The organism is Cypionkella sp. (assembly GCF_030652235.1).
Lineage (GTDB): Bacteria > Pseudomonadota > Alphaproteobacteria > Rhodobacterales > Rhodobacteraceae > Cypionkella.
In genome coordinates, this window is sequence record NZ_JAUSBA010000071.1 from 78,401 (window position 1) to 101,804 (window position 23,404).

The window sequence follows — 23,404 nt, forward strand, 5'->3', positions numbered from 1 at the left end:
ATGGTCAGCTCTCCTTGCGAAGCGGCAGGGTGTTCAGATGGCGGGCGATGAGCGGGGCAACTGAGACGGCGTTGCTGGCATGGGCGACGGTGTCGGTTGACACCACCCGCGCCGCCACCTCGGACAGCAGCGCAAAGGCGTCACCGGCAAACAGGGCATGCACGACCGCGCAGATCGGGCGCGGCAGGCCCATGGCAGAAAACTGGCGCGCCGCCTCGATCAGGGTTCCTCCGGAGGAAGCGATGTCATCCACCAGCACCGGCTGTCGCAAGCGATGGGCCGACAGATCGGGCATGGCAATCTCCACGCTGCGGTCGCCGTGACGGGTCTTGCGCAGCACCTCAAAGGGGGCGCCGATCCGGCTGGCGATTCCCGAAACCCATTGGACGCTTTCCTCATCCGGGCCGATCAGCAGCGGCGCCGCGACATTGGCCGCGATCCAGTCGGCCAGCACCGGGGCGGCGTGCAGACTGTCGGCTGGAATCTGGTAAAGCGCGGACAGCAGTGGATAGCGATGCAGATGCGGATCCACCGTGACGATCCGGTCGAAAGTTGCACTCAGCAGCCGGGCGAAGGTTTGCGAGGTGACGGCCTCACCCGGATTGAACACCTTGTCCTGCCGCATATAGGCCAGATAGGGCGCGACCAGCGTCACTTCGGCTGCGCCAAGGCGGTGGGCGGTATCGGCGGCAAAGACCAGCCGCAGGAATTGATCATCCGGCGCGGCCAGCGTGCAGACCAGATCGACCGCGTGACCTTTGACCTCGGACAGGATGCGAAAGTAGGTCTCGCCATCCGGAAAGCGCCGGGTTTCGCTTTCGACCATCGACCAGCCTCCTTCTGCGGCAAGCAGTCGGGCAAAGGTCTCATTGCCGGGAAGGGGCAGGATGAGGCGGCTCAGATTCGGTTCCTTTCTTGATTTTGCGCTGTGCGGGGTCGGGCATCAGCCTTGCGACAAGCTGACGATTCCGGGATTGGCGGCGACGAATTCCGCTGCATAGTCGATCTCGCTGCGGGTCTGGCCATGCAGGGTGAACAGGGCCTCTCCCCGGTGCACCCGGCGCCCGAGCGGCACGTGAAAATCCACCCCAGCCAGTGCGGCGGCGGGTGCCCCGGCCAGTTTGGCAGCCTTGGCGAGACGGCGGTTGTCGATAGCGGTGACCGTGCCATCGCGGGACGCCGTTACATCGCGACGGAAGGGCGCAGTCGCGAGCCGCTTCAATCCGCCCTGCGCCTCGCAGATCGCCAGAAACTTGCCCTCTGCCGCGCCAGAGGCCAGAATCTCTGCCGCCAGGCGCCGACCCGCGCCTGCCATCCCGGGCCGTGCAAGGTCGATGAGATGCGCGGCCAGGGTCAAGGCGCGGTCGCGCAGATCGGCGGGGGCATCTGCCTGATTGCCCAGAACCGCCAGCACATCCCGGGCCTCCAGCGCCGGACCGATGCCGCGCCCGACCGGCTGGCTGCCATCGGAAAGCACCAGATCGACCACCAGCCCGAAATGGTCGGCCACCTGGCGCAGCCGCTCGGCCAGCCGAAGCGCCGCCGCCTGGTCACGGATCTTGGCGGTCGGGCCAACCGGCAGGTCCAGCACCACATGGGTGGAACCGGCGGCGATCTTTTTGGACAGGACCGAGGCGATCAGCTGCCCCTCACTGTCCAGATCCAGCGGCCGCTCGACCCCAATCAGGATATCGTCCGCCGGGCTCAGGGCCACCGAACCACCCCAGACGATGCAGCCGCCCTCCTTGTCGACCACCTCGCGCATGGCCGTCAGATCAAGGTCTACCGTGGTGAGCGCTTCCATCGCATCTGCGGTGCCTGCGGGCGAGGTGATCGCCCGCGACGAGGTTTTTGGAATGCACAGGCCCACAGCAGCGATGATCGGCACAAGGATCATCGTGGTCCGGTTGCCAGGCAGACCGCCGACGCAGTGCTTGTCGGCCACAACCGCCGAGGTCCAATTCAGGCGGTCGCCGACTTTGACCATCGCTTCAGTCAAACCGATTGTCTCGGCCAGATCGAGCCGGTCTCCAGCGCAGGCGGTCACGAAGGCTGCCAGCCGGATATCGTCGTAGGCGTGACCGGCAATATCGCCGACAATCGCCGCAAGCTCTGGCCCCGACAGCGTCCCACCATAAATCTTCTTGCGCAGAAAGCTGTCCGAGGCCACGGGCTCGGGGTGCGACATCCGGGCGATATCGCCGGCATTGGCGGCCAAGGCGATCCAGGCCGCTTCCGACAGGCTGGCTTCCTCCATCCCCAGAATTTCATCGCCGACGACGTAAAGCGTCGCCGTGATGCTGCGGTCCCCGACAGTAACCCGAACGCGCGAGCGCACCTGAAAGCCTTCCGAGCGGCAGACTAGACAATCGCGGTGCATGAACACCACGAATTCGCGGTAGGTGTCGATCCCAAGCCTGCGAAGACGCAGGTGCGCCCCATCGGCTTGTTCTAAGGCAGCGTTCATCGGATTCTCCGGCTTGGCAGGTCGTCACATCGGGGCAAGGAGTGGGTCACCTCATCACGGCGCAGGGGGCATCATCGCTCCGCCCATAGCTCCCATGCCCGGCATCTGCTGACCCGCCATTCCGAAGCCCATGTGAACCGGAAGAAGCATGGTCGCGGTACTGCGCTGTTCGTCAGTCAGCGCGTCCCACAGCGGGGCGAGGGCGGCTTTGAGGCCGCGCAGGCCGTCCAGCTCCGCCGAAAGCTGCTTTTCGGACTGGTCCAGCCGGGCAACAAGATCCAGCGCCATCGCGTCCATGCCCGCCATTTGAGCCGGTTTGAGCGCCGCCGAATAGGCGCGCAGCGAGTCGGCAAAGACACTCCACTTGTCGGCCTGCGCGTCGGTGATCGCCAGTTCCGCCTTCAGGAAAGCAATCCGGCCCTCGACCCGTTCGGTCAGGTCAAGACCGCCCATCGCGTCCTGGCCCTGCATGGCCTTCATCATCTGCATCATTGGCATTTGAGCCATCATGCCCTGCATCATGGACCCCATCTGGTCGGATGGGATTTGATCTGCGGGTTGCGCTGCGGCGGGCTGATCTTCGCCCTCGGCGGGATGATGCTCATCAGTCGTCTGCGCAACTGCCCCGAAGCTGAAGGCGGCGAGGGCAAGGGTGGCGAGAGACAGGGTTTTGATCGTGCGGGGCATGGCGGTCTCCATTCTGATCAGTGTTGCGGTCGTTGGTATTCATCGGTTTGGAAGCGGTGGCCGGGTCGCGTCAAATGGCTGTCGCTCGAAGTGGCTTCAGTCATCCTGGTCTATAGACGCGGCGCGGGCCAATTTATTACGGGGGCGCAGAGGTCATGTTGGTCTTGCCCTTTCTGTTGCCGGCGATTGTCAGGGCAGGTAGGTGATGCCGTTCGGCCCCTTGCCGACGGGGATCGTCGCGATCACGGTTTGCGTTGGTACGTCGATGGCCGAGACGGTTGCGTCAAGGATGTTGGTCACAAAGACGGTCGCGCCGTCGCCGCTGACCACCACGCCATGCGCGCCACGCCCGGTCACAATTGTCGCCACCACTTTGTTGGTCGCCACCTCGATCACTGAAACGGTATTGTCGGGGTTGTCCTCGGTGCCCTGATTGGCCACATAGACAAAGCGTCCGTCCGGCGTGGCAAAGACCTGAATTGGATTGCGGCCAACATCGACAGTTGCCACCAGAGTGCGGGTTTTCACGTCAACCACCGCCACTTGGTTCGCATCGCGCAGCGACACATAGAGCAGGCTGCCGTCCGGGATGAACCCCACCTGCACCGGCGTGATGCCGACTGGAATGCTGGCAATTTCCTGCAGCGTTTCGGTGTCAATCATCGACACCGTGCCGCTTTGTACATTGGCAACCATGATCTCGCGCCCATCCGGGCTCAGCCGCTGGCCGTGCGGATAGTCGCCAGTGGCCACGGTAGCTGTCACTGTGCGCGAAACCAGGTCGATGACGCTGAGCGTATCATCTTCGGCGTTGGTCACGAAGGCGCGCTTTCCGGTCAGATCGGTGATCACATGGGCGGGATGCATCCCCACCGCAATCCGCGCGACCGGGCCTGCCGCCAGTTGAAGCGGATCGAACAGCACCAATTCACCTGGGGCCTCCATCCCCGCCATACTGTCGCCCGAGGACTGATCGCTGGACTGCGCGGCGGTGTGTGGCGGCAGTCCCACGGCAAGAAGTAGCGCGCCATCCGGAGAAATCTGAATGTTGTGCGGCTCAACAGTCGCCGGAACCGTGGTGACCGTGCCGCTTCTCAGATCGATCTGGCTGATCGTGGAGCCGTATTCGTCGGCAGTAAAGATAGCACCGCCGGTCAGCTTGGCCGTAAGCGTCTGTGCATTTGTGGGGCTGCCCAAACTCAGGACTGCAATGGCAAGCCCAAAGAACAGCCCGTTGAAGCGACGGGTGCCGGCCCTGTGCGGAGCCACCCCGTTCATTGGCTTTTCGGTTTGGCATTCGTGCGTCACGGTTGATCGTCCTTCTGTGTTTTGGGCCTAACCCGCAGCAACCTGCGGCTGCTAGAAAGGCACTTGGATTGTCCGCGCGGCAGCGAATCGCGCCAACCGGGTCTGGAGTTTTCACTGTTTCATCAAGCGGCCATCCGATTGTCTTCGTGCCAGAACACCGCCAGGCTGATTGCCCATAACAGCGCCATGCCGAGCAGAAGCCACTTGAAGTCCGAGTTGATGGCAAAGTTCACGGCGGCCATCAACCCGATGGACGCGGCGCCTCCGATGAGCGCGCCAATAAATGCACTACGCTGATGCGCGCGATACGCTGTAGTGGCGAGCGTGATCGTCAGAACCCCGGTCGCCACCACGAACCCGCCCATCACCTGAAACACATGCGAAAGCCACACCTCAAGCCTTGGCCGGACACCCTGCAACTGCGCGTCCGACCACGCCATGAAGCGGATGTCCTCTGGCAGCAGCGCCGGGCGCAGCAGCAAGAAGTAGAAACCCATGAGAACAAGGCTTGCCCCCGCCGTCGCCAAGAGGATCGATGACAACGTCCAATTGCTATCTGTCTGACGCATGGTTAAGGCACTTTCCTTGTCGTCGACTGTGACTGGTTTCCCGGTGATCGCGTCCTGGCCGGTCGCCAAATCTTCCGGCTCACGCCGTGACCGGGTGGGCTTTCGCGATGCCTTCAAGCCTGGTTCGTTTCAGGAGCAGCGCATTGACCGCCACCAATGCCGAACTACCCGACATCGCCAGCGCTGCAATCTCGGGGCTGACAACATAGGGGTAGAAGACGCCAGCGGCGGCGGGGAAGGCCACGACGTTGTAGGCAACAGCCCAGAAAAGGTTCTGATGCATCTTGCGCAAAGTGGCGCGAGACAGGACGATCGCGCCGACCACGTCATAGGGATCGCTTTTCATCAACACTACATCGGCGCTTTCCATTGCCACATCGGTGCCCGCCCCGATGGCAAAGCCGACGTCGGCCTGGGTCAGCGCCGGAGCATCGTTCACCCCGTCGCCCACCATGCCGACCTTCTTGCCCTGCGCCTGCAACTCCTTGACCTTGTCGGCCTTCTGCCCCGGCAGCACATCGGCCAGCACAATGTCGATGCCCAGTTCGCCCGCGATGCGCGCCGCCGTTCCGGCGTTGTCGCCGGTCAGCATCGCCACCTGCACGCCGCGCTCGCGCAGCTTTGCAACCGTTGCCTTCGCGGTAGGCCGCAGCGCGTCGGCAATCGCGATCAGGCCAAGGATGCGGCCGCCCTCGGCCACATGCACCACCGTCCGCCCCGCGCCCTTGAGCGTGTCGGCGCGTTCCGCCAGTGCGCCAAGCGCCACCTTCTCCTCGTCCATCAGCCGCCGGTTGCCGACCAGCACCGGTTTGCCCGCGACCTCAGCCCTGGCACCGCGACCGTCAAGCGTCTCGAACGCCGACATCGCGCCGAGGGTCAGGCTCGAGGCGCGTTCGACGATGGCAACGGCAAGCGGGTGGTCCGACCCCTTGTCCACCGCCGCCGCCGCCGCCAGAACCTCGTCCTCGCTGCGGCCTTCGGCGGCCACCACTTCCACAACCTTGGGCTGGCCCATGGTCAGTGTGCCGGTCTTGTCGAAGATGATCACATCAAGCTTGGTGGCGTCTTCCAGCGCGCTGGCGTTCTTGAACAGGATGCCGTTCATCGCGCCCAGTCCGGTGCCGACCATCACCGCCATCGGTGTGGCAAGCCCCAGAGCGTCCGGGCAGGCGATCACGAAGACGGTGATGGTCAGGGTCAGGGCAAACAGCAGCGGGGCCCCCAACCACCAGTACCAGACCGCGAAAGTCGCCAACCCGACCACGATCGCCACCAGCACCAGCCATTGCGAGGCGCGGTCGGCCAGAAGCTGTGCCGGGGCTTTGGAATTCTGCGCCTCCTGCACCAGTTTGACGATCTGCGCCAGCGCGGTATCTGCCCCGACCTTCGTGGCGCGGTATTGGAAGGTGCCGCTTTTGTTGATCGTGGCGCCGATCACCTGACTGCCGGGCGCCTTGTTGACCGGCATGGATTCGCCAGTCAGCATGGATTCATCAACCAGCGAAGTGCCTTCAATGACTTCGCCATCGACCGGGATCTTGTTGCCGGGGCGGATCACCACGATCTCGCCCGCCAAGACCTCGGCAGTCGAAACCTCGACCTCCACGCCGTTGCGCAACACATTGGCTTTGGGTGGCGCAAGATCCAGCAAAGCCCGGATCGCCTCGGACGCTCCGGCGCGCGCGCGCATTTCTAGCCAGTGGCCCAAGAGGATGAAGACCAGAAGCACGGCCACCGCTTCGAAGAACTGCACACCTGGAAAGAACAGGACCGAGGCGACGCTGAACACATAGCCGGTGCCGACCGACAGCACGACCAACACCGCCATGTTCAGGACGCCGTTGCGCAGCGCCCGCGCGGCGGCCACGAAGAACGGCCAGCTTGGATAAAGCACGGCGGCGCTGCCAAGGATCAACAGCCAGACATCCAGCCGCAATCCGAACGGCGGCGGCGGCGGGGTGAACATTCCGGCCATCGGCGACCAGATGAAAATCGGGATAGTGAAGACCAGCGCCACCCAGAACCGGTTGCGCATGTCCCGCACCATCGCCTGCATGCCGCCGCCCGCACCATGGCCCATCTCGGCGGCCATCGCGTCGTGGGCAGCGGTAGATTTCGCCATCCCCGACATGCCCGCCATGTCGTGCCCCGTGTGAGGATCGGCTTTCGCAGCGGCAGGTTTCGCCATTCCTGGCATATCATCCGGCAGGCAGACATGGGCAGGTGTGACTTCGCCCCGGCAATGCTGGCCGCAAGCTTCGATTACCTTGCGCAGCTTGGCGGCACTGGTGACGCCCTCGTCAAACCGCACGGTAATAGAGGTCGAGCCGGGGTTGGAGGTTGCCTCCTGCACCCCAGTCTCGGTCAGCAGTTGCCTTGCGACCCCAAGGTGGTCCAACCCACTGAAATAGGCGCCAATATCGAGTGTTGCGGTTTTTGTCATGTCTTTTCCTCGATGTGGGGTCTGAAGGTGTGGGTTGAAGGTGGCAGCTATTGCCGCATGTCGCGCCATCAGCCGCCGCAGCAGCCCGTTGAACCTGCCGGTTTGGTCTTGGTATCGCTTGCTTGGCCATCGGTGGCCTTGTCGGAGGGCGCGGCCTGCGGTTTGGCCTTGGCGTCAGCGCCACCGCAGCAGGAGCCGTCGTGGGCATGGTCATGGCCACTGTGGGAATGCGCCAGTTTTGAAATCTCGTTCATTGTCTTTCTCCTGATCGCTGTCATTTTGAGGACGCAGGCGCGCAATCTTCTCGCCTGCCCCTATCCTAAAGACGCCCGAGCCGAGTCATTATTACAGGTCAGCCCTTTGCCGCCGAAGCAGCACGCAACAATTCCACCCGCCGGACCGTATCGCAGCCGCAATCTATGAAGCCATGCTCCGGGCAAGTCAGGCACACCTCGACCAGCCGCAGCTTCAGCGCGTGGCGGGCGCGGTGCAGCCGAACGGCCAGATTGGCCAGCGACAGACCAAGATCAGCGGCCACTGCCGCGCGCGATTCCTCGTTCAGGTCGATCCGCCGGATCATTTCGGCATAGCCGGGCTTCAGCGTTGCGATCAACTGATGCAGACAGGCACAAACGGCTGCGTCGAGTTCCGTATCGGCCACAGGAATCTCGTCGAAAAACTCTGGGCTCATTATTGTCTCCCGCTATCTGCACCGCGCTGGTGGTCGGCAATGGATGTGTCCAAGAGACGGATGAGACAGCCCCGCACCGTGCTGATACCGCGCAAGTCTTCGGCGCGTTTAATCGCCCGCAACATGAAGCTTTGCATGACATCGCGGGCCTCCACGAAGCTACCCAGTCGCCGTTGAAGATAGGATAGACATTGCTGATGGCTTTCGGGGTCAGGGTCTGGCCGTCGACGGCGGTATCTAAGCTATCTTCCGGGGCAGATGGGTGGTTCTCGATGACATTGTCGGTTCCAAGTTCTGGGTTCATCTGTGGGCTCTTGAAAATCAGCAGTGCAGTCCATGGCGCGGCTACGGCAGGATCAGAGATGTCAATCGCAGACGTCAGCCACAGGCACAGTCCATGAAGCTGCCTTCGCGGCAGGCTGGGCAGGATGTTTCCAATTCTTGCCGCAACGCTTGGCGGGCTCGGTGCAATCGCACGTTCAGGGCATTCATTGTCAGCCCTAAGTCGGAGGCGATGTGGACGCGGGGTTCTTCCGCCAGATCGGCGCGGCGCAGAATTGCGGCGTGATCCGGCCGCAACCGGGGCATTGCGGTGTGCAGGCATCGGCACGGGCCGGTGCCTGGATCAGCCTCGGGTACCGCCACGGTGATGCTCAGCTCGTGGGCATAGGCAGTTTCGGCCCGCTGCCGCACTGCCCGACTCCGATAATGATCAATCAGCGTGTGGCGTAGGATCTGCCCCATCCAAGCGTTGACTTTTTCTTCTTGGCCCACCGATTGCGCGGCGCGGATCACCTTGAGGCTGAAGTTCTGCAAAGCGTCTTCTGCTTCGTCCAAGCTGCCAAGCCTGCGCCGAAGGTAGCCAAGGAACTCTTTTCTGCCCGAAAGCAGGCGTTGATTGATTGCCGGACTGCATGATGCAAGAGATTCCGGTGAGGAATGTGCATTGGTGTGAATAGACATAGAATTCTCCGTGCGCGGAAAAGCGGGTTAAAGCGCGACGCAGCAGCGATCGAGCGCCCCGCATCAGTCAGACATGCGCACGGACAGGCTTGGGCGGACGAAGCAACCGCTGGCTCTTCGGGGTCGGACCGTAGGTCACCGCCGCGCAGAACCAAACGCCAGAACCCAAGACGGGTAAGAATTGCAAATCAGTCCGTGCTCTTCCCGCAATGCCAAGAGTCGTGGTCTGGCAATGAGGGTGGCCCAAACCTTGCTCAGACGCGGCGCAATCCTGGGAAACATTGTCAGAGGCGCTTTGTGCGGTGAAATGTTCCGGCATCGTCTGCAGTGTGACATTTGCGCTGACCGATGCACTGCCCAAGACAAAAAAGAACAGCGCCAGAATCGCAAGTGCCTGCCGCAGGGCGGATCTAGTCGTCGACTGTTTTGACTGCGGGCGCATCGGGATCGGACCACCGGAAATAAATCGTTCCTCTGCCGCATCTGACCACCGGGAGCCCTACTTCGCCTTGATCTACATCAACTTCGTGGCCCGAGAGTTGCTCTTATAGACAACGCCGGAAGCGAAAGATCGGTTCCCTCAGCGGGGAACTTCGTGCCTCTGATCATCGGCCCGAACCGGTGCGAAATCTATCGCTGTAATAATCCGACACGACTCGCGTCTGTACTGGTCACTACGCACATCGACGCCAATCAGAAATGGCGGGGGTGCTGCGCGCATTCAGGACCGGACCCATGCAACCAAAGATATATCACGCTCAGTCAGAGGCGATCATCACGGCGTCGCTGGTTGAGGTTTTTACCAATCTCGACGACCAGACCCGTCTTGCGGCCCATATGGAAAAGCGGTCGATGATGATGCTGGGTGGCCGGATGTCCTATGAGTTTGACGCAGCTCAAGGCCGCGCCGTCGGCTCGGTGATCCGGATGGGAGGGAGCTTTCTAGGCCTCAGGCTGTTCGTGAGCGAAATCGTGACCGAACGGACACCGCCCACCACCAAGCGTTGGGAAACCCGCGGCTCGCAACGCATGCTGGTGATCGACAGCTACGTGATGGGGTTTGACGCCCGCCGGACTGCGGGCGGCACTGCGGTTCGGGTCTTCATCGATTACCGGCTGCCGCCCCGCCTTCCGGGGCGCTGGCTCGGCCTGCTGTTCGCGCCATTCTACGCCAGATGGTGCGTTTCGCGCATGGTCAAGGATGTGAGCCGACACTTTGGCTCGCTTACCGAACCCGGGGTAGCTGCATGAGGCGGCGCCGCGATCCAACGCTCTTTTTTGGGCGCGCCGCAATGCCTGGAGCGGCAAAGTGTAGGGCCGGAACGCGAGCAGGTGAAGAACCCATAGCGCAACAACAGATGCACTGACGTCACATTCAAGGAGACCACGACATGCAAGATCACGACCATTCGATGCATGAACCGGCGCTAGGCCCCAGTTTCTGGCAATCGCGGACTGGGATTGCTCTGATCGTCTTTCTGGTCATCGCAGCAATCCTTTTGGGCTATGAACACCGAGTCCATATCTTCGGCGGCACCTCAGGGACCGTTGTGTTCCTTGCGGCCTGGATCGGGATGCATTTCTTCATGCACCGCGGCCATGGGGGACACGGCGGGCATGGCGGACATGGCAGCCACAGTAATCCTCAAGCCAAAGCGAGCGACGAGCAGACCAAAGACAGCGGAGAACAACCATGATCACCTCATCCTCCGGCTATGGCCTGTGGTTTTTTGCCATTGTCAACGCGGCGATCTTCATCCTGTTCGCCTTCAGCTTTTTCAAGCCGCAGACGCCACGCGACTGGCGCAGTTTTGGAGCATTCAGCGCGTTTCTGGTGGCGCTGTTCTCGGAAATGTATGGCTTTCCGCTGACGATCTACCTGATGTCCGGCTGGTTGCAGACTCGCTATCCTGGCATCGACTGGTTTTCGCATGATGCGGGGCATTTGCCAGAGATGATGTTCGGCTGGCAGGCAAGTCCGCATTTCGGGCCGTTCCACATTCTCAGCTTTGTGCTGATTGGCGGAGGCTTCTGGCTGATTTCTGCCGCCTGGCCCGTACTTTACGAGGCGCAGCGCAAAGGGAAACTGGCCACCAACGGACTGTATGCCAAGCTGCGCCATCCGCAATACGTGGGCTTCGTGCTGGTGCTGACCGGGTTTCTGTTCCAGTGGCCAACGCTGCTGACGCTGGCGATGTATCCGTTCCTGATCTGGATGTACGCCCGACTTGCCCGCGCCGAGGAGCGCGAAACCCGCGCCAGATTTGGCCCCGTCTTTGACGATTACGCCCGGCGGGTCCCGGCCTTCTTCCCGGCGCTGAAATCCGTGCCTCAGCAAGCAAATTGACCAGAAAGGAGACCGTCATGGCCCCCACACCCGTAGCAAAATCAGCCCCCGAATCGGACAGCCTCGCCTCGCGCTTCCCTACCGCCTACACGATCCTATTCGCATTGATCATCGTGGTGGCGGGGCTGACCTGGATCATTCCGGCGGGCAAGTTCGACCGAGTAGAGAATGAGGCCGTCGGGCGCGAGGTGGCGGTCGCGGGTACCTACAAGACGGTGGACCCCAACCCGCAGGGGTTTATCGACATCCTGCTGGCCCCGACCGCCGGGTTCTACGACCCAGACAGCTACGCCGCCAATGCCATCGACGTGTCGCTGTTCGTGCTTTTTCTGGGTGGCTTTCTGGGCGTGGTCAACGCCACCGGGTCGATCGACACCGGCATCCGGGCCGCGATGCGCAAACTAAAAGGGCGCGAGATCTGGATGATTCCGATCCTGATGTCTTTGTTTGCCTTGGGTGGCACTACTTACGGCATGGCTGAGGAAACGCTGGCGTTCTATCCGCTGCTGATCCCGGCGATGCTGGTGGCGGGCTTTGATACGATGACGGCTGTGGCGGTGATCCTGCTCGGGGCCGGGATCGGAACATTGGGCTCGACGATCAATCCATTTGCCACCGTGATTGCGTCCAATGCCGCCGGAGTCGCGTTCACCGAAGGCATGGTGTTCCGCTTTGTACTGTTGCTCGGCGGGCTGGCAATCTGCATCGCTTATGTCACGCGCTATGCGCTGCGGGTGAAGGCCGATCCGGCGCGGTCCATCGTGGCTGCACAGGCCGAACGTAACCGCAAAGCGTTCTTGTCCGACAACGAAGATGCCACGCAGGACCGGCTGACAGGCACGCAATCGGCGGTGCTGCTGCTGTTTGCGGCCACCTTTGTAGCGTTGATCTGGGGGGTTTCGTCGCAGGGCTGGTGGATGGCGCAGATGGGGGCGCTGTTTCTGGGCATGGCGATCCTGATCGGGCTGGTCGCACGTTTGGGCGAAAAGCGCCTCACTTCAACCTTTGTCGACGGTGCACGCGATCTGTTGGGCGTGGCGCTGATCATCGGGCTGGCGCGTGGCATCGTGGTGATCATGGAACAGGGCTTGATCGCTGACACGATCCTGAACAGCGCCGCCCAAGCGGTCGGTGGCTTGCCGGAATTGGCCTTCATCAACTTGATGTTCTGGATCGAAGTGGCGATGAGCTTTCTTGTGCCCTCATCCTCGGGCCTTGCCGTACTGTCGATGCCGATCATGGCGCCGCTCGCCGACTTTGCCGGGGTGACGCGCGATCTGGTGGTGACAGCCTATCAATCGGCGAGTGGCCTCGTGAATCTGATCACACCCACGTCTGCCGTTGTGATCGGTGCGCTGGCGATTGGTCGGGTGTCCTATGACCGCTGGATCGTCTTTGTCTGGCCGCTGTTGCTGATCCTGACGATTTTCATCTCTGCCGTGCTGAGCATCGCCGCAATCCTTTGAAACTTGGAGCATTCCGCAATGACCACCCATGAGCATGGCGTTCATTCCGAAACCGGCAGGCTGCGGCAGGTCATCGTCTGCCGCCCCGGACTGGCCCACCGCCGCCTGACGCCATCAAACGCGCAGGCGCTGCTGTTTGACGATGTGTTCTGGGTCAAGCAGGCGCAGAAGGACCATGATGTGTTCGCCACCCTGATGCGGGCCGAGGGCATCGAGGTGCTGGATGTAAATACCATGCTTGCCGAGGTGCTGGAGATTCCGCAGGCGCGCAAGTGGGTGTTGGACCACCGCATCACCGCCAATGATGTCGGCACCGGGATGCTGGACGAATTGCTGGCCTGGATGCACGAACTGCCGGGGGCCAAGCTGGCTGAGTATCTGATCGGCGGGCTGGAGGTTGGCGATCTGCCGTTCAAGCCCGTCGGGCTGTTCGGCAGCTATCTCGGTGTGCATGGCTTCATCTTGCCGCCCTTGCCAAATTTCCTGTTCACTCGCGACAACAGCGCCTGGGTCTACGGCGGTGTGACGCTGAACCCGATGTATTGGGCGGCGCGCAAGCCTGAAACCCTGCTGACAGCGGCGGTTTATCGGTTCCATCCGAAATTCGCGGGCAAGGCCAATGTGCATTGGGGCGATCCGACCGTGGAGCATGGTCTGGCCTCGGTCGAGGGTGGCGATGTGATGCCGGTCGGCAACCGCACCGTGCTGGTCGGCATGGGTGAGCGGTCGTCACCGCAAGGGATCGGTCTGCTGGCTTCGGCGCTGTTTGCCAAGGGCGTGGCCGACCGGGTGATCGCCTGCCAACTGCCGAAAAGCCGGTCCGCCATGCATCTGGACACTGTATTCACCCTGCTCGGCGGCGATGTCGTGACCAGCTTCAAAGAGGTCGCCGATGAAATCACCTGCTTTGATTTGCGCCCCGTCGAGGGCAAGGCCCCGCTGCAATTCCGCGCCGACCCGCGACCGTTGTTCGAGGTGGTGGCCGAGGTGCTGGGCCTGCCGAAACTGACCATTGTGCCGACCGGCGGAAATGATCCTGCCGAACGCGCCCGTGAACAGTGGAACGATGGCAACAACCTGCTGGCACTGCGACCCGGCGTGGTGGTGGGCTATGACCGCAACGACGACACCAATGCAGCTTTGCGGGCCGTGGGTATCACAGTGCTGGAACTGCCGGGAGCTGAGTTGGGCCGGGGCCGGGGTGGCAGCCACTGCATGAGTTGCCCGACCATCCGCGATGCCGAATAGACCCCGATCCCAAAGGAATGCCTAATGAGCTATAACCTGAAGAACCGCAGTTTCCTGACCCTACGCGATTTCAAACCCGCCGAGATCGGCTTTCTCTTGAAACTCGCAGCCGACCTCAAAGCCGCGAAATATGCCGGCACCGAACAGCCGGGGCTGAGGGGAAAGGAGATCGCTTTGATCTTCGAGAAAGACAGCACGCGCACCCGCGTAGGGTTCGAGGTGGCGGCGCATGATCAGGGCGCGACCGTCACCTATCTCGGGCCATCGGGGACACATATCGGCCACAAGGAAAGCGTCAAGGACACCGCCCGCGTGCTGGGCCGGGTCTATGACGCCATCGAATACCGCGGCTTCGGGCAGAAAATCGTCGAAGACCTCGCCGCCTTTTCCGGCGTGCCGGTCTACAACGGCCTGACCGACCAGTTCCACCCGACCCAGATCCTCGCCGATTTCCTGACAATGCAGGAACACAGCGACAAGCCGCTGCGCGAGATCGCCTATGTGTTCATGGGCGACGCCAAGAACAACATGGGCGACAGCCTGTTGATCGGCGGGGCCAAGATGGGCATGGATGTGCGACTTTGCGCCCCCAAGGCCTGCTGGCCCGGCAAAGCCATCCAGGCTGAGGCGCAGGTCATCGCCAAAGAGACCGGGGCGCGGATCTTGATCACCGAGGACGTGGGCGATGCCGCTAAGGGCGTCGATTTCGTCTATACCGATGTCTGGCTGTCGATGGGCGAGCCGGAAGAGAAATGGGCCGAGCGCATCAAGCTGCTGCTGCCCTATCAGGTCAACGCCAAGCTGATGAAAACGACCGGCAATCCGCGCGTCCGCTTCATGCACTGCCTGCCCGCCTTCCACAATGCCGACACGCAAGTGGGCAAGGACATCGCCGCCAAGTTCGGCATCTCGGAAATGGAAGTCACCGACGAAGTGTTCGAAAGCCCGGCCTCCATCGTGTTCGATCAAGCCGAAAACCGCATGCACACCATCAAGGCAGTGCTCGTCGCCACCTTGGGCGGCTAAGGTGCTGGTGGTCGCGGCCCTTGGTGGCAACGCACTGTTGCGGCGGGGCGAGCCGCTGACGGCGGATAATCAGCGGATCAACGTGCAGCGGGCTGCTGTGGCACTGGCGGCCATTCTGCGGGCCGGTCATCAACTGGTGATCACCCACGGCAATGGCCCGCAGGTCGGGCTGCTGGCGTTGCAAGGGGCGGCTTACAAGCCTGATGAAGCCTATCCGCTGGATGTGCTGGGTGCGGAAACCGAAGGCATGATCGGCTATCTCATCGAACAGGAACTGGAGAATGCTTTGGGCCACGACCGGCCCGTGGCGGTGTTGCTGACGCAGATCGTGGTCGATGCCAGTGATCCGGCCTTCGCCAAGCCGACCAAGTTTGTCGGTCCGGTCTATTCCGAGACCGAAGCGCGGACGCTTGCAACGGCGCGCGGTTGGTCGATCGCCCCGGACGGCGACAAATGGCGGCGCGTCGTCGCCTCGCCCAAACCGTTGGAGATCCCTGATCTGGATGTTCTGCGACTGCTGCTCGCGCAGGGCGTGGTGGTGATCTGTGCCGGTGGTGGTGGCATTCCGGTTCTGCGCCGCGCCGATGGCAGCCTGATCGGGGTCGAGGCGGTGATCGACAAGGACCATGCCAGCGCCCTGCTGGCAAAGGAGATCAAGGCCGACGCGCTGCTGATGCTGACCGACGTGGCAGCGGTGTTCCGCGATTTCGGCAAGGATAACGCTGCACCGATAGCCCGGCTGACCCCAAAGCAGGCGGCCGCGCTGACGCTGCCGCTTGGCTCGATGCAGCCCAAAGTTGCTGCGGCCTGCGATTTCGTGCTCAATGGCGGCAAGCTGGCCGGGATCGGGCGGCTGGAGGATGCCGTGGCGATCCTGAAGGGGACGGCAGGCACGCTCGTGACGACGCAAACCATCTCACCCCCCTGAAAGGGCAGCTCATGTGCATGTCAGCCGCCGTCAGTTTTACCGCAAGCGTCTTTCTGGTGGCCGGTGGCGCTGCAATTGCGAACACCGCCTGGCGGCGCAACCTGCGCTATCTGCCACTGGCACTTATGCCGCTGTTCGCCGGGCTCCAGCAGTTCATGGAGGGCAATGTCTGGCTTGGCATGACAGGGGCAGACCCGTTCACTGTGCAATGGGGCGCGATGGGATTCATGTTCTTCACCTGGTTCATGTGGCCGGTGTGGATTCCGTTCTGCGTCTATGTACTGGAACCGGACGACAGCCGCCGCAAACCGTGGTTTCTGGCGATGGCGCTGATCGGGCTGTTGTTCGGCTTGCTGCTCTATGTGCCGCACGGGCTGAACAGCAGCATGGTCGTGGTCGAGATCAACAACAAATCGCTCGCTTATGAAAAGTCGATGTGGCTGGACTTCATGATGCCGCGCACACTGACCAACTCGATCTATGTGGCCCTGATCATCATCCCGCCTGCCCTGTCGTTTTACCGGCACATGCGCCATTTCGCGCTGACCCTGGTGGGAGTTGTCGTGGTCGATATGGCGCTGCTGCAATATGCCTATATTTCGTTTTTCTGCCTGCTGGCCGGGCTGGCGACGCTGCATCTGGTCTATATCATCCTTAAAAACAAATGCGCTCAGGAATGCCCGGAACTGTTTGGCGTCACCAGTTGACGGACGCCATTCCGGCGATTGGCGAGCCGCATTCTACAGGCAGCCTTGATCCGGCTTTCTTCCTGCCAGGGATGCGCATTCTTTTCGATATCCGTCTGGATGACATGACAGCATAGGGGAATATCAAAAATCAAGGGCTTGGGCGCGAGCGAACTTCGCCCCATTCACGGATTTGGGCGGGGCCAATGCCCCGCCCGGCAAATTCCGATCTTACGGCAAAGCTACATCGGAGCCTCGACCCCCATCGCCTTGAGCATGTCTTTCATCTCTGCGATCTCGGCCACCTGGGCGTCGATGATCTTCTGGGCCATCGCTTTGGTCGCTTCGTCCTTGCCCATCTGCAACTCCACCTTCGCCATGTCGATGGCTGACTGGTGGTGTGGGATCATCATCAGCAGAAAATCCGCATCGGGTTTGCCGGTCGACATCATCGGCATCGCCGTCATCATCGTGTCCATCGGTGCCATGAACGGCTTCATTCCGGCGTCAGACATTGCTTGCATTTTGTCATGACTATCGGCAAAAGCCAGACCGCCAACGAGGGACAGGGCCGCAGCGAGGATCAGTGTCGTGGTCGTGGTCTTCATGGGGTTCTCCATTGGATGCTGCAAGGATTTTGCAGGTTTTTGCTCTCAGTGTGTCAACGCGGCTGCATTCGGTTCAGTTCCAGACCCGTCCCCGGATGCGCCGATCACAAATGCCTGATCGCAACGGGGCGTTGGCTCCATTTGTCATGCGCCAGTCGCAATAACTCATTGGCACGGCCATCAGCTCGTCCACGTCAAGCCCGTCAAGGCGGGCGACGCCGCAGTTGGTCTGCACCAGCCCGACTAAAAGATGCGCGCAGGAAAGCTCGGAGCTGTTTGCCCGACCGGTTCGGTTGACGACCGGAATTCCGGCAGCTAGTGGATAGGGGAGCCGTTTGTCGAACCACATTTCTCAGGGGCTGCCAGTGTCCGATTTCCTGCCGATCCTAGTCGAAAACTGGCGAGCCGACCCATCAGGCACTTATCAATCCTGGTTCCTTTGGGAAGAACGCATCAAGAATTTCCGTTCAATCCGGCGCGGTCTGCAGGCGGTTGTGCGCGAAATTGAACAGGGCAGCTTTGGCACCGCATATCGCGGATCGTCCCTAGAGACGGTGGTGCATTCGATCGCTGAACAGCGCCAGATCTTTCGGGGCGCGGATCACGCGTTTCTCTGGAAACCCAAGTTGCGCATCCCGGACATTTACGAAAACCCCACCAATCAACGCGCGTTCGGGCATCTGCTTGACACTTGTATCTGCTGCAATACCGAAGCCGAAGTTCTGGCGGCAATCCGGCGCATTGATGCATTGAAAGTCAAAGGATTGGGGCCGGCGGTCGCCAATCTGTTGTATTTCCTGCATCCCACAATCATGCCGCCCTGCAACACGGCGATTGTAAATGGCTATAACACGTTGACGGGCGCCAAGACCAAACTTGGTCGTTGGGACGAATATCTGGCAATGCGTTCCGGACTGATCGCGCTGAATGCGAAGTATCGCGGCCTATTGTCAAATGACCTCGGCGCAATCGCGGGGCTGATGTTCGATATCGGCAGCGGTCGCTACCCGGTGCCTGCGCCCGACCTTTCTGGCGAAAGTCGGGCCAAGTGGCAGGCTGATCTGGCGCAGATCCGCCACGAAGGCGCAATTCTGGCCAAAGCCGATGCGCTCAGCCGCGAGAACGACCACACCCACACCGAGATTCAGGGGTGGCTGCGCGATCTGGGGCTGACGCTGGGATTTTCGGTCTGGGTCGCATCGAACGATCAGGGCCGAATCTGGCAGGGTGGCAAACTGGGCGACGGCTGCCTCACCACCCTCCCACCGGTGATGGCGCAAGCGCGCGGCGGCGATGCAGTGCGTTTGATCGACATCATCTGGCTGGACAAATCTACCGGACAGGCCGTCGCGGCATTTGAAGTGGAACATAGCACTTCGATCTATTCCGGCATCGTGCGGATGCTCGATCTCGCGCTAGGCGGCAGCGAGGCACCGCCCGAAGGGCTGTTTTTGGTGGCCCCGGATGGCCGCGAAAAAGATGTGCGCGCGCAACTGATCCGCCCGGCGTTTGGCAGCATCGGCCACCTGAACCTACGCTATATTCCCTACAGCGAGTTGCGGCAGCACCGCGAAACGATTGCGCGGTTCGGAACGGGCATGAAGGCGATACATGCGCTATCCCGGGCACTTACCTGACTACGGGCGTCGCACCGTCTTGAAGGGCGCAAGTCAATCTGTGCTGCCATCTTGGCCACAATAGCATAACAGCTTGACCTTCCCCTGTGGGAAGCTTGTATGCCAAATGTGTCGCAATATGGCGTCCTGTCAGGTCGGCAAGTTTACAAAGCACAGCGCAGCTGAAAGGCCACCCTAATGCCCGAATCACAGAACACGCATGCCGGTCACGATCACGCGGCAATGCCCGCTGATGAAGTCGCACAGGTTGGCGGCGCGACGGCGATTGACCCGGTTTGCGGCATGACGGTGAACTTGAAAGCAGACACGCGGACAGAAAGTTTTGACGGCAAGCCGTTTCATTTCTGTTCCGAAAAATGCCAGACCAAATTCAAGGGCGACCCGTGGTTCTATGCCTCGGGCAACGCGGCCAAGCGCGGCAAAGTGGTGGCGGTGGGCACGAAATACACCTGTCCGATGCACCCGCAGATCATCCGCGATGCGCCTGGGTCTTGCCCGATCTGCGGCATGGGGCTGGAGCCCGTGCTGCCGTCTGATGCGCCCAGCCATGAGTTGACCGACTTTACCCGCCGCATGTGGATCAGTGCCGCCGCTGCGGTGCCGCTGGTTGTGTTGACCATGGGGCCGCTCATCGGCCTTCCCATCCGCGATTGGGTTGGGCATCAGAATGCGATGTATCTGGAGTTTTTGTTGGCCACTCCGATCATCCTCTGGGCAGCTTTGCCGTTCTTCAAACGCGGCTGGGACTCGATCATAAACCGGTCGCCCAATATGTGGACGCTGATTTCGCTGGGTGTGCTGGCGGCCTATGGCTATTCGCTGCTGGCGACGTTCTTGCCGGGCGTGTTCCCGGAACAATACCGCATGGGCGGAATGGTGGGCACCTATTACGAGGCGGCAGTTGTGATCGTCGCGCTGGTTTTTGTGGGTCAGGTGCTGGAACTGCGGGCGCGGGAACGCACCGGGGATGCGATCCGCACGCTTTTGGATCTTGCCCCGAAAACCGCGCGCCGCATTCTGCCGGACGGCAGTGAATACGATGCGCCGCTGGAAAACATCATGGCAGGCGACCGGCTGCGGGTGCGCCCCGGCGATGCGGTGCCGGTGGACGGCGTTGTCGTGTCCGGAACGTCTTCGCTTGACGAAAGCATGTTGACCGGCGAATCGATGCCGGTCGAAAAGGGCCCGGGCGACAAGGTGACCGGAGCCACGATCAACAAAAATGGTTCCCTGATCATCGAGGCGGCAAAGGTCGGCGCGGACAGCGTGCTGGCGCAGATCGTGGCAATGGTCTCGGGTGCCCGCAGATCGCGCGCTCCCATCCAAGGCTTGGCGGATCGGGTATCGGCAATCTTTGTGCCGATGGTCGTGCTGATCGCGGTGCTGGCCTTTGCGGCATGGATGATCTTTGGCCCGCAGCCCGCGCTGGTGTTCGCCTTTGCGTCGGCGGTGTCGGTGCTGATCATCGCCTGCCCCTGCGCGCTTGGGCTGGCGACGCCGATCTCTATCACCACCGCCGCCGGGCGCGGGGCGCAAGCTGGCGTGCTGATCAAGGACGCCGAGGCGCTGGAACGGATGGCAGGCGTGGACACGCTGATCGTGGACAAGACCGGCACGCTGACGCTGGGAAGGCCCACGCTGACCGATACCGTGGCACTTGGGGCGATTGCTGAAGCCGACATTCTGGCCTTCGCCGCCGCGCTGGAACGCGGCTCAGAACACCCGTTGGCCGAAGCGATTGTCGAGGGGGCCGCTGCAAAAGCCGTGCGCAAACTGGACGCCACAGAGTTTGAGGCGGTGACAGGCAAGGGCGTGAAAGGTCTGGTCGAGGGGCGCCGCGCCGCCCTTGGTAACGCGGCGATGATGAAAGAACTGGGGTTGGACACATCGGGTGCCGAAACTGCCGCCGACGCCCTGCGCGCCTCTGGAAAGACCGCGATGTTCATCGCCATTGATGGCGCCTTGGCGGGGATCGTGGCGGTGGCCGATCCGATCAAGGACAGCACCATTCCGGCAATCGCAGCCCTGCATGCGCTTGGCCTTCGGGTGATCATGGCGACAGGCGACAACGAGCGCACCGCAAAGGCCGTTGCCGCCAAACTGGGCATTGATGAGGTGCGCGCCGGTGTGCTGCCCGAGGACAAGAAGGCAATGATCGACGAGTTGCGCGCGCAAGGCCGCAAGATCGCAATGGCGGGCGACGGGGTGAATGACGCCCCTGCCCTTGCTGCGGCCGATGTCGGCATCGCTATGGGAACCGGGGCCGATGTGGCGATGGAAAGCGCCGGGATCACGCTGCTCGGTGGCGATCTGATGGGCATCGTGCGGGCGCGCAAACTGGCAAAGGCGACCCTGCGCAACATCAAGCAGAACCTGTTCTTCGCCTTTGCCTACAACGCGGCAGGCATCCCTATTGCGGCGGGAGTCCTGTACCCGATCACCGGCACCTTGCTGTCGCCGATGATCGCCGCGGCGGCGATGAGCCTGTCGTCGGTCTCGGTCATCACCAACGCCCTAAGGCTGCGGCGCGTGGTGCTGTGACCGAAGCCCCGCGACCATGGCGGCGGCGGGCCATCTTTGCAGTAAGTCTGCTGGCGGTTGCGGGTTGGGTGGTTGGCGCGCCACGTCTTGCCAATCTATGGCCCTCGCGGCTAGCGTTTCGTGACATGCCGGGGCTGACCCCCTTTCGCGAACTGGAAACGGCAGGCGCGCTGTCGACCGGTGCTGGACTGCTCGTCGGGCTGGAGGGGCAACACCCCCTGATGCAGCGCAAGACGCCCGCATTGCGGCGGTGCGCGCTGATCCTTGCAAAGCACTGTTTGGACAACAAACCGACTCTCGACTGCCAATTGCATTTTTTTCTGATTTCAACTGCCCGAACTGCCGCGTGCTGGATGCAATCCTACTTGATTATGATGCCGCCAACCCCGGCACCATCCGGATCCATCCGCCATGCACTGCCTTTGCTTGGGGCCGCGTCGACCGTCGCCAGCCAGGCCGTTCTGGCCGCCGACCAGCAAGGCGGATATCAGCGGATGCACGACCGGCTGATGCGGACGCGCCTGGTGACGGATTTGAATCTGGTGATGTCCATTGCGGATCAGATCGGTCTTGACGGGCGACGCCTTCTGGCGGACATGCAAACCCCCGAGGTTGCGGGCGCACTTGACCAGGCAAAGGCGATTGCCTCGGTTTTCGGGTTTTACGGCACTCCGTCCACTGTGATCGGGCGGACCGTGTTCTTGGGGGCAATTCCTGCGGTAGACGGTACGCAGATCATCAAAAACGAACTGGCGGCCCTGCCCCTTCGCTGCTGAAACGGCAAACCGCGCCTCAGGCTTTGGCCCAATACTGCCATGCAACCACGATCAGCGCATAGCGCAGCACCTTGCCAATCGCGACGAACAGCACGAACCGCCCGAACGGAACGCGCATGACCCCTGCGATAAGGGTCAACGGATCGCCGACCACCGGAACCCAGGACAGCAGAAGCGACCAGATGCCGTAGCGGGCAAACCACGCCTGAGCCCGAATGTTCATGCTATCCTTTATAGGAAACCACGAACGATCCTTGAAATGCAGAATATAGCGCCCCATGCCCCAGTTCACCAGCGCCCCGCCAATATTACCAAGCGATGCAAACGCCACCAGCAGCGTGGGCTGGCCCGTTCCACTGGCCAAAAGCCCCGTTAGGACGGCTTCGGACGACCCGGGAAGAAGCGTGGCCGACAGGAAGGCCGAGGCAAACACCATCCAGTATCCCGCAAACGCCGTCATTCAAGTCCCCGCATCAATCACAGCTTTGATCTGTTTTATGGCAGCAGGCTTGTCCCATTTCGCCGGGCCGGACACGCGGGCCAATTCCTGCCCCTTCCGGTCGATCAATAGCGTCGTGGGTAGGCCGAAGGCGGCGAAAGCCAGTTGCACCCGCACATCTTCGCCCCAGTAAAGCCCAAGGTCGCGAATGCCGATGTCGTCGTAAAAATTGCGGACGGCTTCGATCCCGCCCCTGTCAGTTGAAATCGGCACAACCGCGAAATCAGGGCCACCGAGTTTGCGTTGCAAGGCATCAAGAGCAGGCATTTCTTCGCGGCAGGGCGGGCACCATGTGGCCCAGATATTCAGCATCACGACGCGGCCCGCAAAGTCAGACAGCATCAGGTCGCGCCCCGCGCCATCCTCAAATGGCGGCGACAGCAGTGGCACCGGATCATCGCCAAGCGTGAACGGCGGGCGGGCAAAAGCCGGTTTGGCCATCAGGGCCAGCGCCAAGGTGGAGAGCAAAATGTCACGTCTTTTCATAGCGTTCTCCTTTCGCCGAAAGGCCCGC

General features: G+C 61.8%; 23 protein-coding genes. 11 read left to right on the plus strand and 12 right to left on the minus strand.

Annotated features, from left to right (window positions below):
• Positions 1–4: 4 nt before the first annotated feature.
• The 9 genes from Q7V03_RS22875 to Q7V03_RS22915 form a co-directional block, all read right to left on the minus strand.
• Positions 5–901: a ribose-phosphate pyrophosphokinase gene (locus tag Q7V03_RS22875; protein ID WP_304927928.1), complete on the minus strand. Its 897-nt coding sequence runs from the start codon at positions 899–901 to the stop codon at positions 5–7.
• A 42-nt stretch (positions 902–943) separates the two neighbouring features.
• A complete protein-coding gene (locus Q7V03_RS22880) occupies positions 944–2,467 on the minus strand; it encodes a thymidine phosphorylase family protein (RefSeq protein WP_304927891.1) in 1,524 nt (507 codons plus the stop codon).
• 54 nt (positions 2,468–2,521) lie between these two features.
• A complete protein-coding gene (locus Q7V03_RS22885) occupies positions 2,522–3,154 on the minus strand; it encodes a Spy/CpxP family protein refolding chaperone (RefSeq protein WP_304927892.1) in 633 nt (210 codons plus the stop codon).
• 189 nt (positions 3,155–3,343) lie between these two features.
• Positions 3,344–4,462, minus strand: coding sequence for a cytochrome D1 domain-containing protein (locus Q7V03_RS22890; RefSeq protein ID WP_304927893.1), 1,119 nt, complete (start codon positions 4,460–4,462; stop codon positions 3,344–3,346).
• A gap of 122 nt (positions 4,463–4,584) precedes the next feature.
• The gene (locus tag Q7V03_RS22895) at positions 4,585–5,100 is read right to left on the minus strand and encodes a hypothetical protein (RefSeq protein ID WP_304927894.1); all 516 of its coding nucleotides are present in this window, start codon (positions 5,098–5,100) and stop codon (positions 4,585–4,587) included.
• 10 nt (positions 5,101–5,110) lie between these two features.
• The gene (locus Q7V03_RS22900) at positions 5,111–7,474 is read right to left on the minus strand and encodes a copper-translocating P-type ATPase (protein ID WP_304927895.1); all 2,364 of its coding nucleotides are present in this window, start codon (positions 7,472–7,474) and stop codon (positions 5,111–5,113) included.
• Between the two features lie 68 nt (positions 7,475–7,542).
• The gene (locus tag Q7V03_RS22905) at positions 7,543–7,728 is read right to left on the minus strand and encodes a hypothetical protein (protein WP_304927896.1); all 186 of its coding nucleotides are present in this window, start codon (positions 7,726–7,728) and stop codon (positions 7,543–7,545) included.
• A gap of 98 nt (positions 7,729–7,826) precedes the next feature.
• Positions 7,827–8,165, minus strand: coding sequence for an RNA polymerase sigma factor (locus Q7V03_RS22910; protein WP_304927897.1), 339 nt, complete (start codon positions 8,163–8,165; stop codon positions 7,827–7,829).
• A gap of 378 nt (positions 8,166–8,543) precedes the next feature.
• A complete protein-coding gene (locus Q7V03_RS22915) occupies positions 8,544–9,128 on the minus strand; it encodes an RNA polymerase sigma factor (RefSeq protein ID WP_304927898.1) in 585 nt (194 codons plus the stop codon).
• Positions 9,129–9,863: 735 nt separating this feature from the next.
• Here Q7V03_RS22915 and Q7V03_RS22920 point away from each other — a divergent pair.
• From Q7V03_RS22920 to Q7V03_RS22955, 8 genes are all read left to right on the plus strand, one after another.
• A complete protein-coding gene (locus Q7V03_RS22920) occupies positions 9,864–10,379 on the plus strand; it encodes a hypothetical protein (RefSeq protein ID WP_304927899.1) in 516 nt (171 codons plus the stop codon).
• 140 nt (positions 10,380–10,519) lie between these two features.
• Entirely contained in the window at positions 10,520–10,825 is a 306-nt protein-coding gene (locus tag Q7V03_RS22925; protein WP_304927900.1) for a DUF2933 domain-containing protein, read from the plus strand.
• The gene (locus Q7V03_RS22930; RefSeq protein ID WP_304927901.1) at positions 10,822–11,475 is read left to right on the plus strand and encodes an isoprenylcysteine carboxylmethyltransferase family protein; all 654 of its coding nucleotides are present in this window, start codon (positions 10,822–10,824) and stop codon (positions 11,473–11,475) included. The genes Q7V03_RS22925 and Q7V03_RS22930 overlap by 4 nt, the downstream gene beginning before the upstream one ends.
• Before the next feature lie 17 nt (positions 11,476–11,492).
• On the plus strand, positions 11,493–12,941 hold the full coding sequence (locus Q7V03_RS22935; RefSeq protein WP_304927902.1) for a YfcC family protein: 1,449 nt from the start codon (positions 11,493–11,495) through the stop codon (positions 12,939–12,941).
• Positions 12,942–12,959: 18 nt separating this feature from the next.
• On the plus strand, positions 12,960–14,189 hold the full coding sequence (locus Q7V03_RS22940) for an arginine deiminase (RefSeq protein ID WP_304927903.1): 1,230 nt from the start codon (positions 12,960–12,962) through the stop codon (positions 14,187–14,189).
• 24 nt (positions 14,190–14,213) lie between these two features.
• Positions 14,214–15,215 carry an ornithine carbamoyltransferase gene (argF, locus tag Q7V03_RS22945; RefSeq protein WP_304927904.1) on the plus strand — a complete coding sequence of 334 codons (1,002 nt, stop codon included), beginning with the start codon at positions 14,214–14,216 and terminating at the stop codon, positions 15,213–15,215.
• 1 nt (position 15,216) lies between these two features.
• Positions 15,217–16,143 (plus strand): carbamate kinase, encoded by a 927-nt coding sequence (gene arcC / locus Q7V03_RS22950; protein WP_304927905.1) that lies wholly within the window; start codon positions 15,217–15,219, stop codon positions 16,141–16,143.
• A gap of 11 nt (positions 16,144–16,154) precedes the next feature.
• Positions 16,155–16,850 (plus strand): DUF6629 family protein, encoded by a 696-nt coding sequence (locus tag Q7V03_RS22955; protein ID WP_304927906.1) that lies wholly within the window; start codon positions 16,155–16,157, stop codon positions 16,848–16,850.
• 221 nt (positions 16,851–17,071) lie between these two features.
• On the opposite strand, the gene Q7V03_RS22960 is transcribed toward Q7V03_RS22955, so the two are convergent.
• Positions 17,072–17,437 (minus strand): DUF305 domain-containing protein, encoded by a 366-nt coding sequence (locus Q7V03_RS22960; RefSeq protein WP_304927907.1) that lies wholly within the window; start codon positions 17,435–17,437, stop codon positions 17,072–17,074.
• A 335-nt stretch (positions 17,438–17,772) separates the two neighbouring features.
• On the opposite strand from Q7V03_RS22960, the gene Q7V03_RS22965 reads away from it, so the two are divergent.
• The 3 genes from Q7V03_RS22965 to Q7V03_RS22975 all read left to right on the plus strand — a co-directional run bounded on the left by Q7V03_RS22965 (position 17,773) and on the right by Q7V03_RS22975 (position 22,391).
• Entirely contained in the window at positions 17,773–19,074 is a 1,302-nt protein-coding gene (locus tag Q7V03_RS22965; RefSeq protein ID WP_304927908.1) for a type II restriction endonuclease, read from the plus strand.
• Between the two features lie 222 nt (positions 19,075–19,296).
• On the plus strand, positions 19,297–21,615 hold the full coding sequence (locus tag Q7V03_RS22970) for a heavy metal translocating P-type ATPase (protein WP_304927929.1): 2,319 nt from the start codon (positions 19,297–19,299) through the stop codon (positions 21,613–21,615).
• A 125-nt stretch (positions 21,616–21,740) separates the two neighbouring features.
• Positions 21,741–22,391, plus strand: a complete 651-nt coding sequence (locus tag Q7V03_RS22975) for a DsbA family protein (protein WP_304927909.1) — start codon at positions 21,741–21,743, stop codon at positions 22,389–22,391.
• Positions 22,392–22,407: 16 nt separating this feature from the next.
• On the opposite strand, the gene Q7V03_RS22980 is transcribed toward Q7V03_RS22975, so the two are convergent.
• Complete coding sequence (locus tag Q7V03_RS22980; RefSeq protein ID WP_304927910.1) at positions 22,408–22,851, minus strand: YqaA family protein; 444 nt, start codon at positions 22,849–22,851, stop codon at positions 22,408–22,410.
• The gene (locus Q7V03_RS22985) at positions 22,852–23,376 is read right to left on the minus strand and encodes a TlpA disulfide reductase family protein (RefSeq protein ID WP_304927911.1); all 525 of its coding nucleotides are present in this window, start codon (positions 23,374–23,376) and stop codon (positions 22,852–22,854) included. It abuts the gene before it with no gap.
• Positions 23,377–23,404 lie beyond the last annotated feature (28 nt).

Excerpts from the sequence above, each read along its gene's own strand:
- Q7V03_RS22935 (WP_304927902.1), top strand. The coding sequence starts at position 11,493 with ATGGCCCCCACACCCGTAGCAAAATCAGCCCCCGAATCGGACAGCCTC.
- argF (WP_304927904.1), top strand. The coding sequence starts at position 14,214 with ATGAGCTATAACCTGAAGAACCGCAGTTTCCTGACCCTACGCGATTTC.
- Q7V03_RS22930 (WP_304927901.1), top strand. The coding sequence starts at position 10,822 with ATGATCACCTCATCCTCCGGCTATGGCCTGTGGTTTTTTGCCATTGTC.
- Q7V03_RS22885 (WP_304927892.1), bottom strand. The coding sequence starts at position 3,154 with ATGCCCCGCACGATCAAAACCCTGTCTCTCGCCACCCTTGCCCTCGCC.
- Q7V03_RS22980 (WP_304927910.1), bottom strand. The coding sequence starts at position 22,851 with ATGACGGCGTTTGCGGGATACTGGATGGTGTTTGCCTCGGCCTTCCTG.
- Q7V03_RS22955 (WP_304927906.1), top strand. The coding sequence starts at position 16,155 with ATGTGCATGTCAGCCGCCGTCAGTTTTACCGCAAGCGTCTTTCTGGTG.
- Q7V03_RS22940 (WP_304927903.1), top strand. The coding sequence starts at position 12,960 with ATGACCACCCATGAGCATGGCGTTCATTCCGAAACCGGCAGGCTGCGG.
- Q7V03_RS22915 (WP_304927898.1), bottom strand. The coding sequence starts at position 9,128 with ATGTCTATTCACACCAATGCACATTCCTCACCGGAATCTCTTGCATCA.
- Q7V03_RS22880 (WP_304927891.1), bottom strand. The coding sequence starts at position 2,467 with ATGAACGCTGCCTTAGAACAAGCCGATGGGGCGCACCTGCGTCTTCGC.
- Q7V03_RS22910 (WP_304927897.1), bottom strand. The coding sequence starts at position 8,165 with ATGAGCCCAGAGTTTTTCGACGAGATTCCTGTGGCCGATACGGAACTC.
- Q7V03_RS22920 (WP_304927899.1), top strand. The coding sequence starts at position 9,864 with ATGCAACCAAAGATATATCACGCTCAGTCAGAGGCGATCATCACGGCG.
- Q7V03_RS22975 (WP_304927909.1), top strand. The coding sequence starts at position 21,741 with ATGCCGGGGCTGACCCCCTTTCGCGAACTGGAAACGGCAGGCGCGCTG.
- Q7V03_RS22970 (WP_304927929.1), top strand. The coding sequence starts at position 19,297 with ATGCCCGCTGATGAAGTCGCACAGGTTGGCGGCGCGACGGCGATTGAC.
- Q7V03_RS22985 (WP_304927911.1), bottom strand. The coding sequence starts at position 23,376 with ATGAAAAGACGTGACATTTTGCTCTCCACCTTGGCGCTGGCCCTGATG.
- Q7V03_RS22960 (WP_304927907.1), bottom strand. The coding sequence starts at position 17,437 with ATGAAGACCACGACCACGACACTGATCCTCGCTGCGGCCCTGTCCCTC.
- Q7V03_RS22900 (WP_304927895.1), bottom strand. The coding sequence starts at position 7,474 with ATGACAAAAACCGCAACACTCGATATTGGCGCCTATTTCAGTGGGTTG.
- Q7V03_RS22905 (WP_304927896.1), bottom strand. The coding sequence starts at position 7,728 with ATGAACGAGATTTCAAAACTGGCGCATTCCCACAGTGGCCATGACCAT.
- Q7V03_RS22925 (WP_304927900.1), top strand. The coding sequence starts at position 10,520 with ATGCAAGATCACGACCATTCGATGCATGAACCGGCGCTAGGCCCCAGT.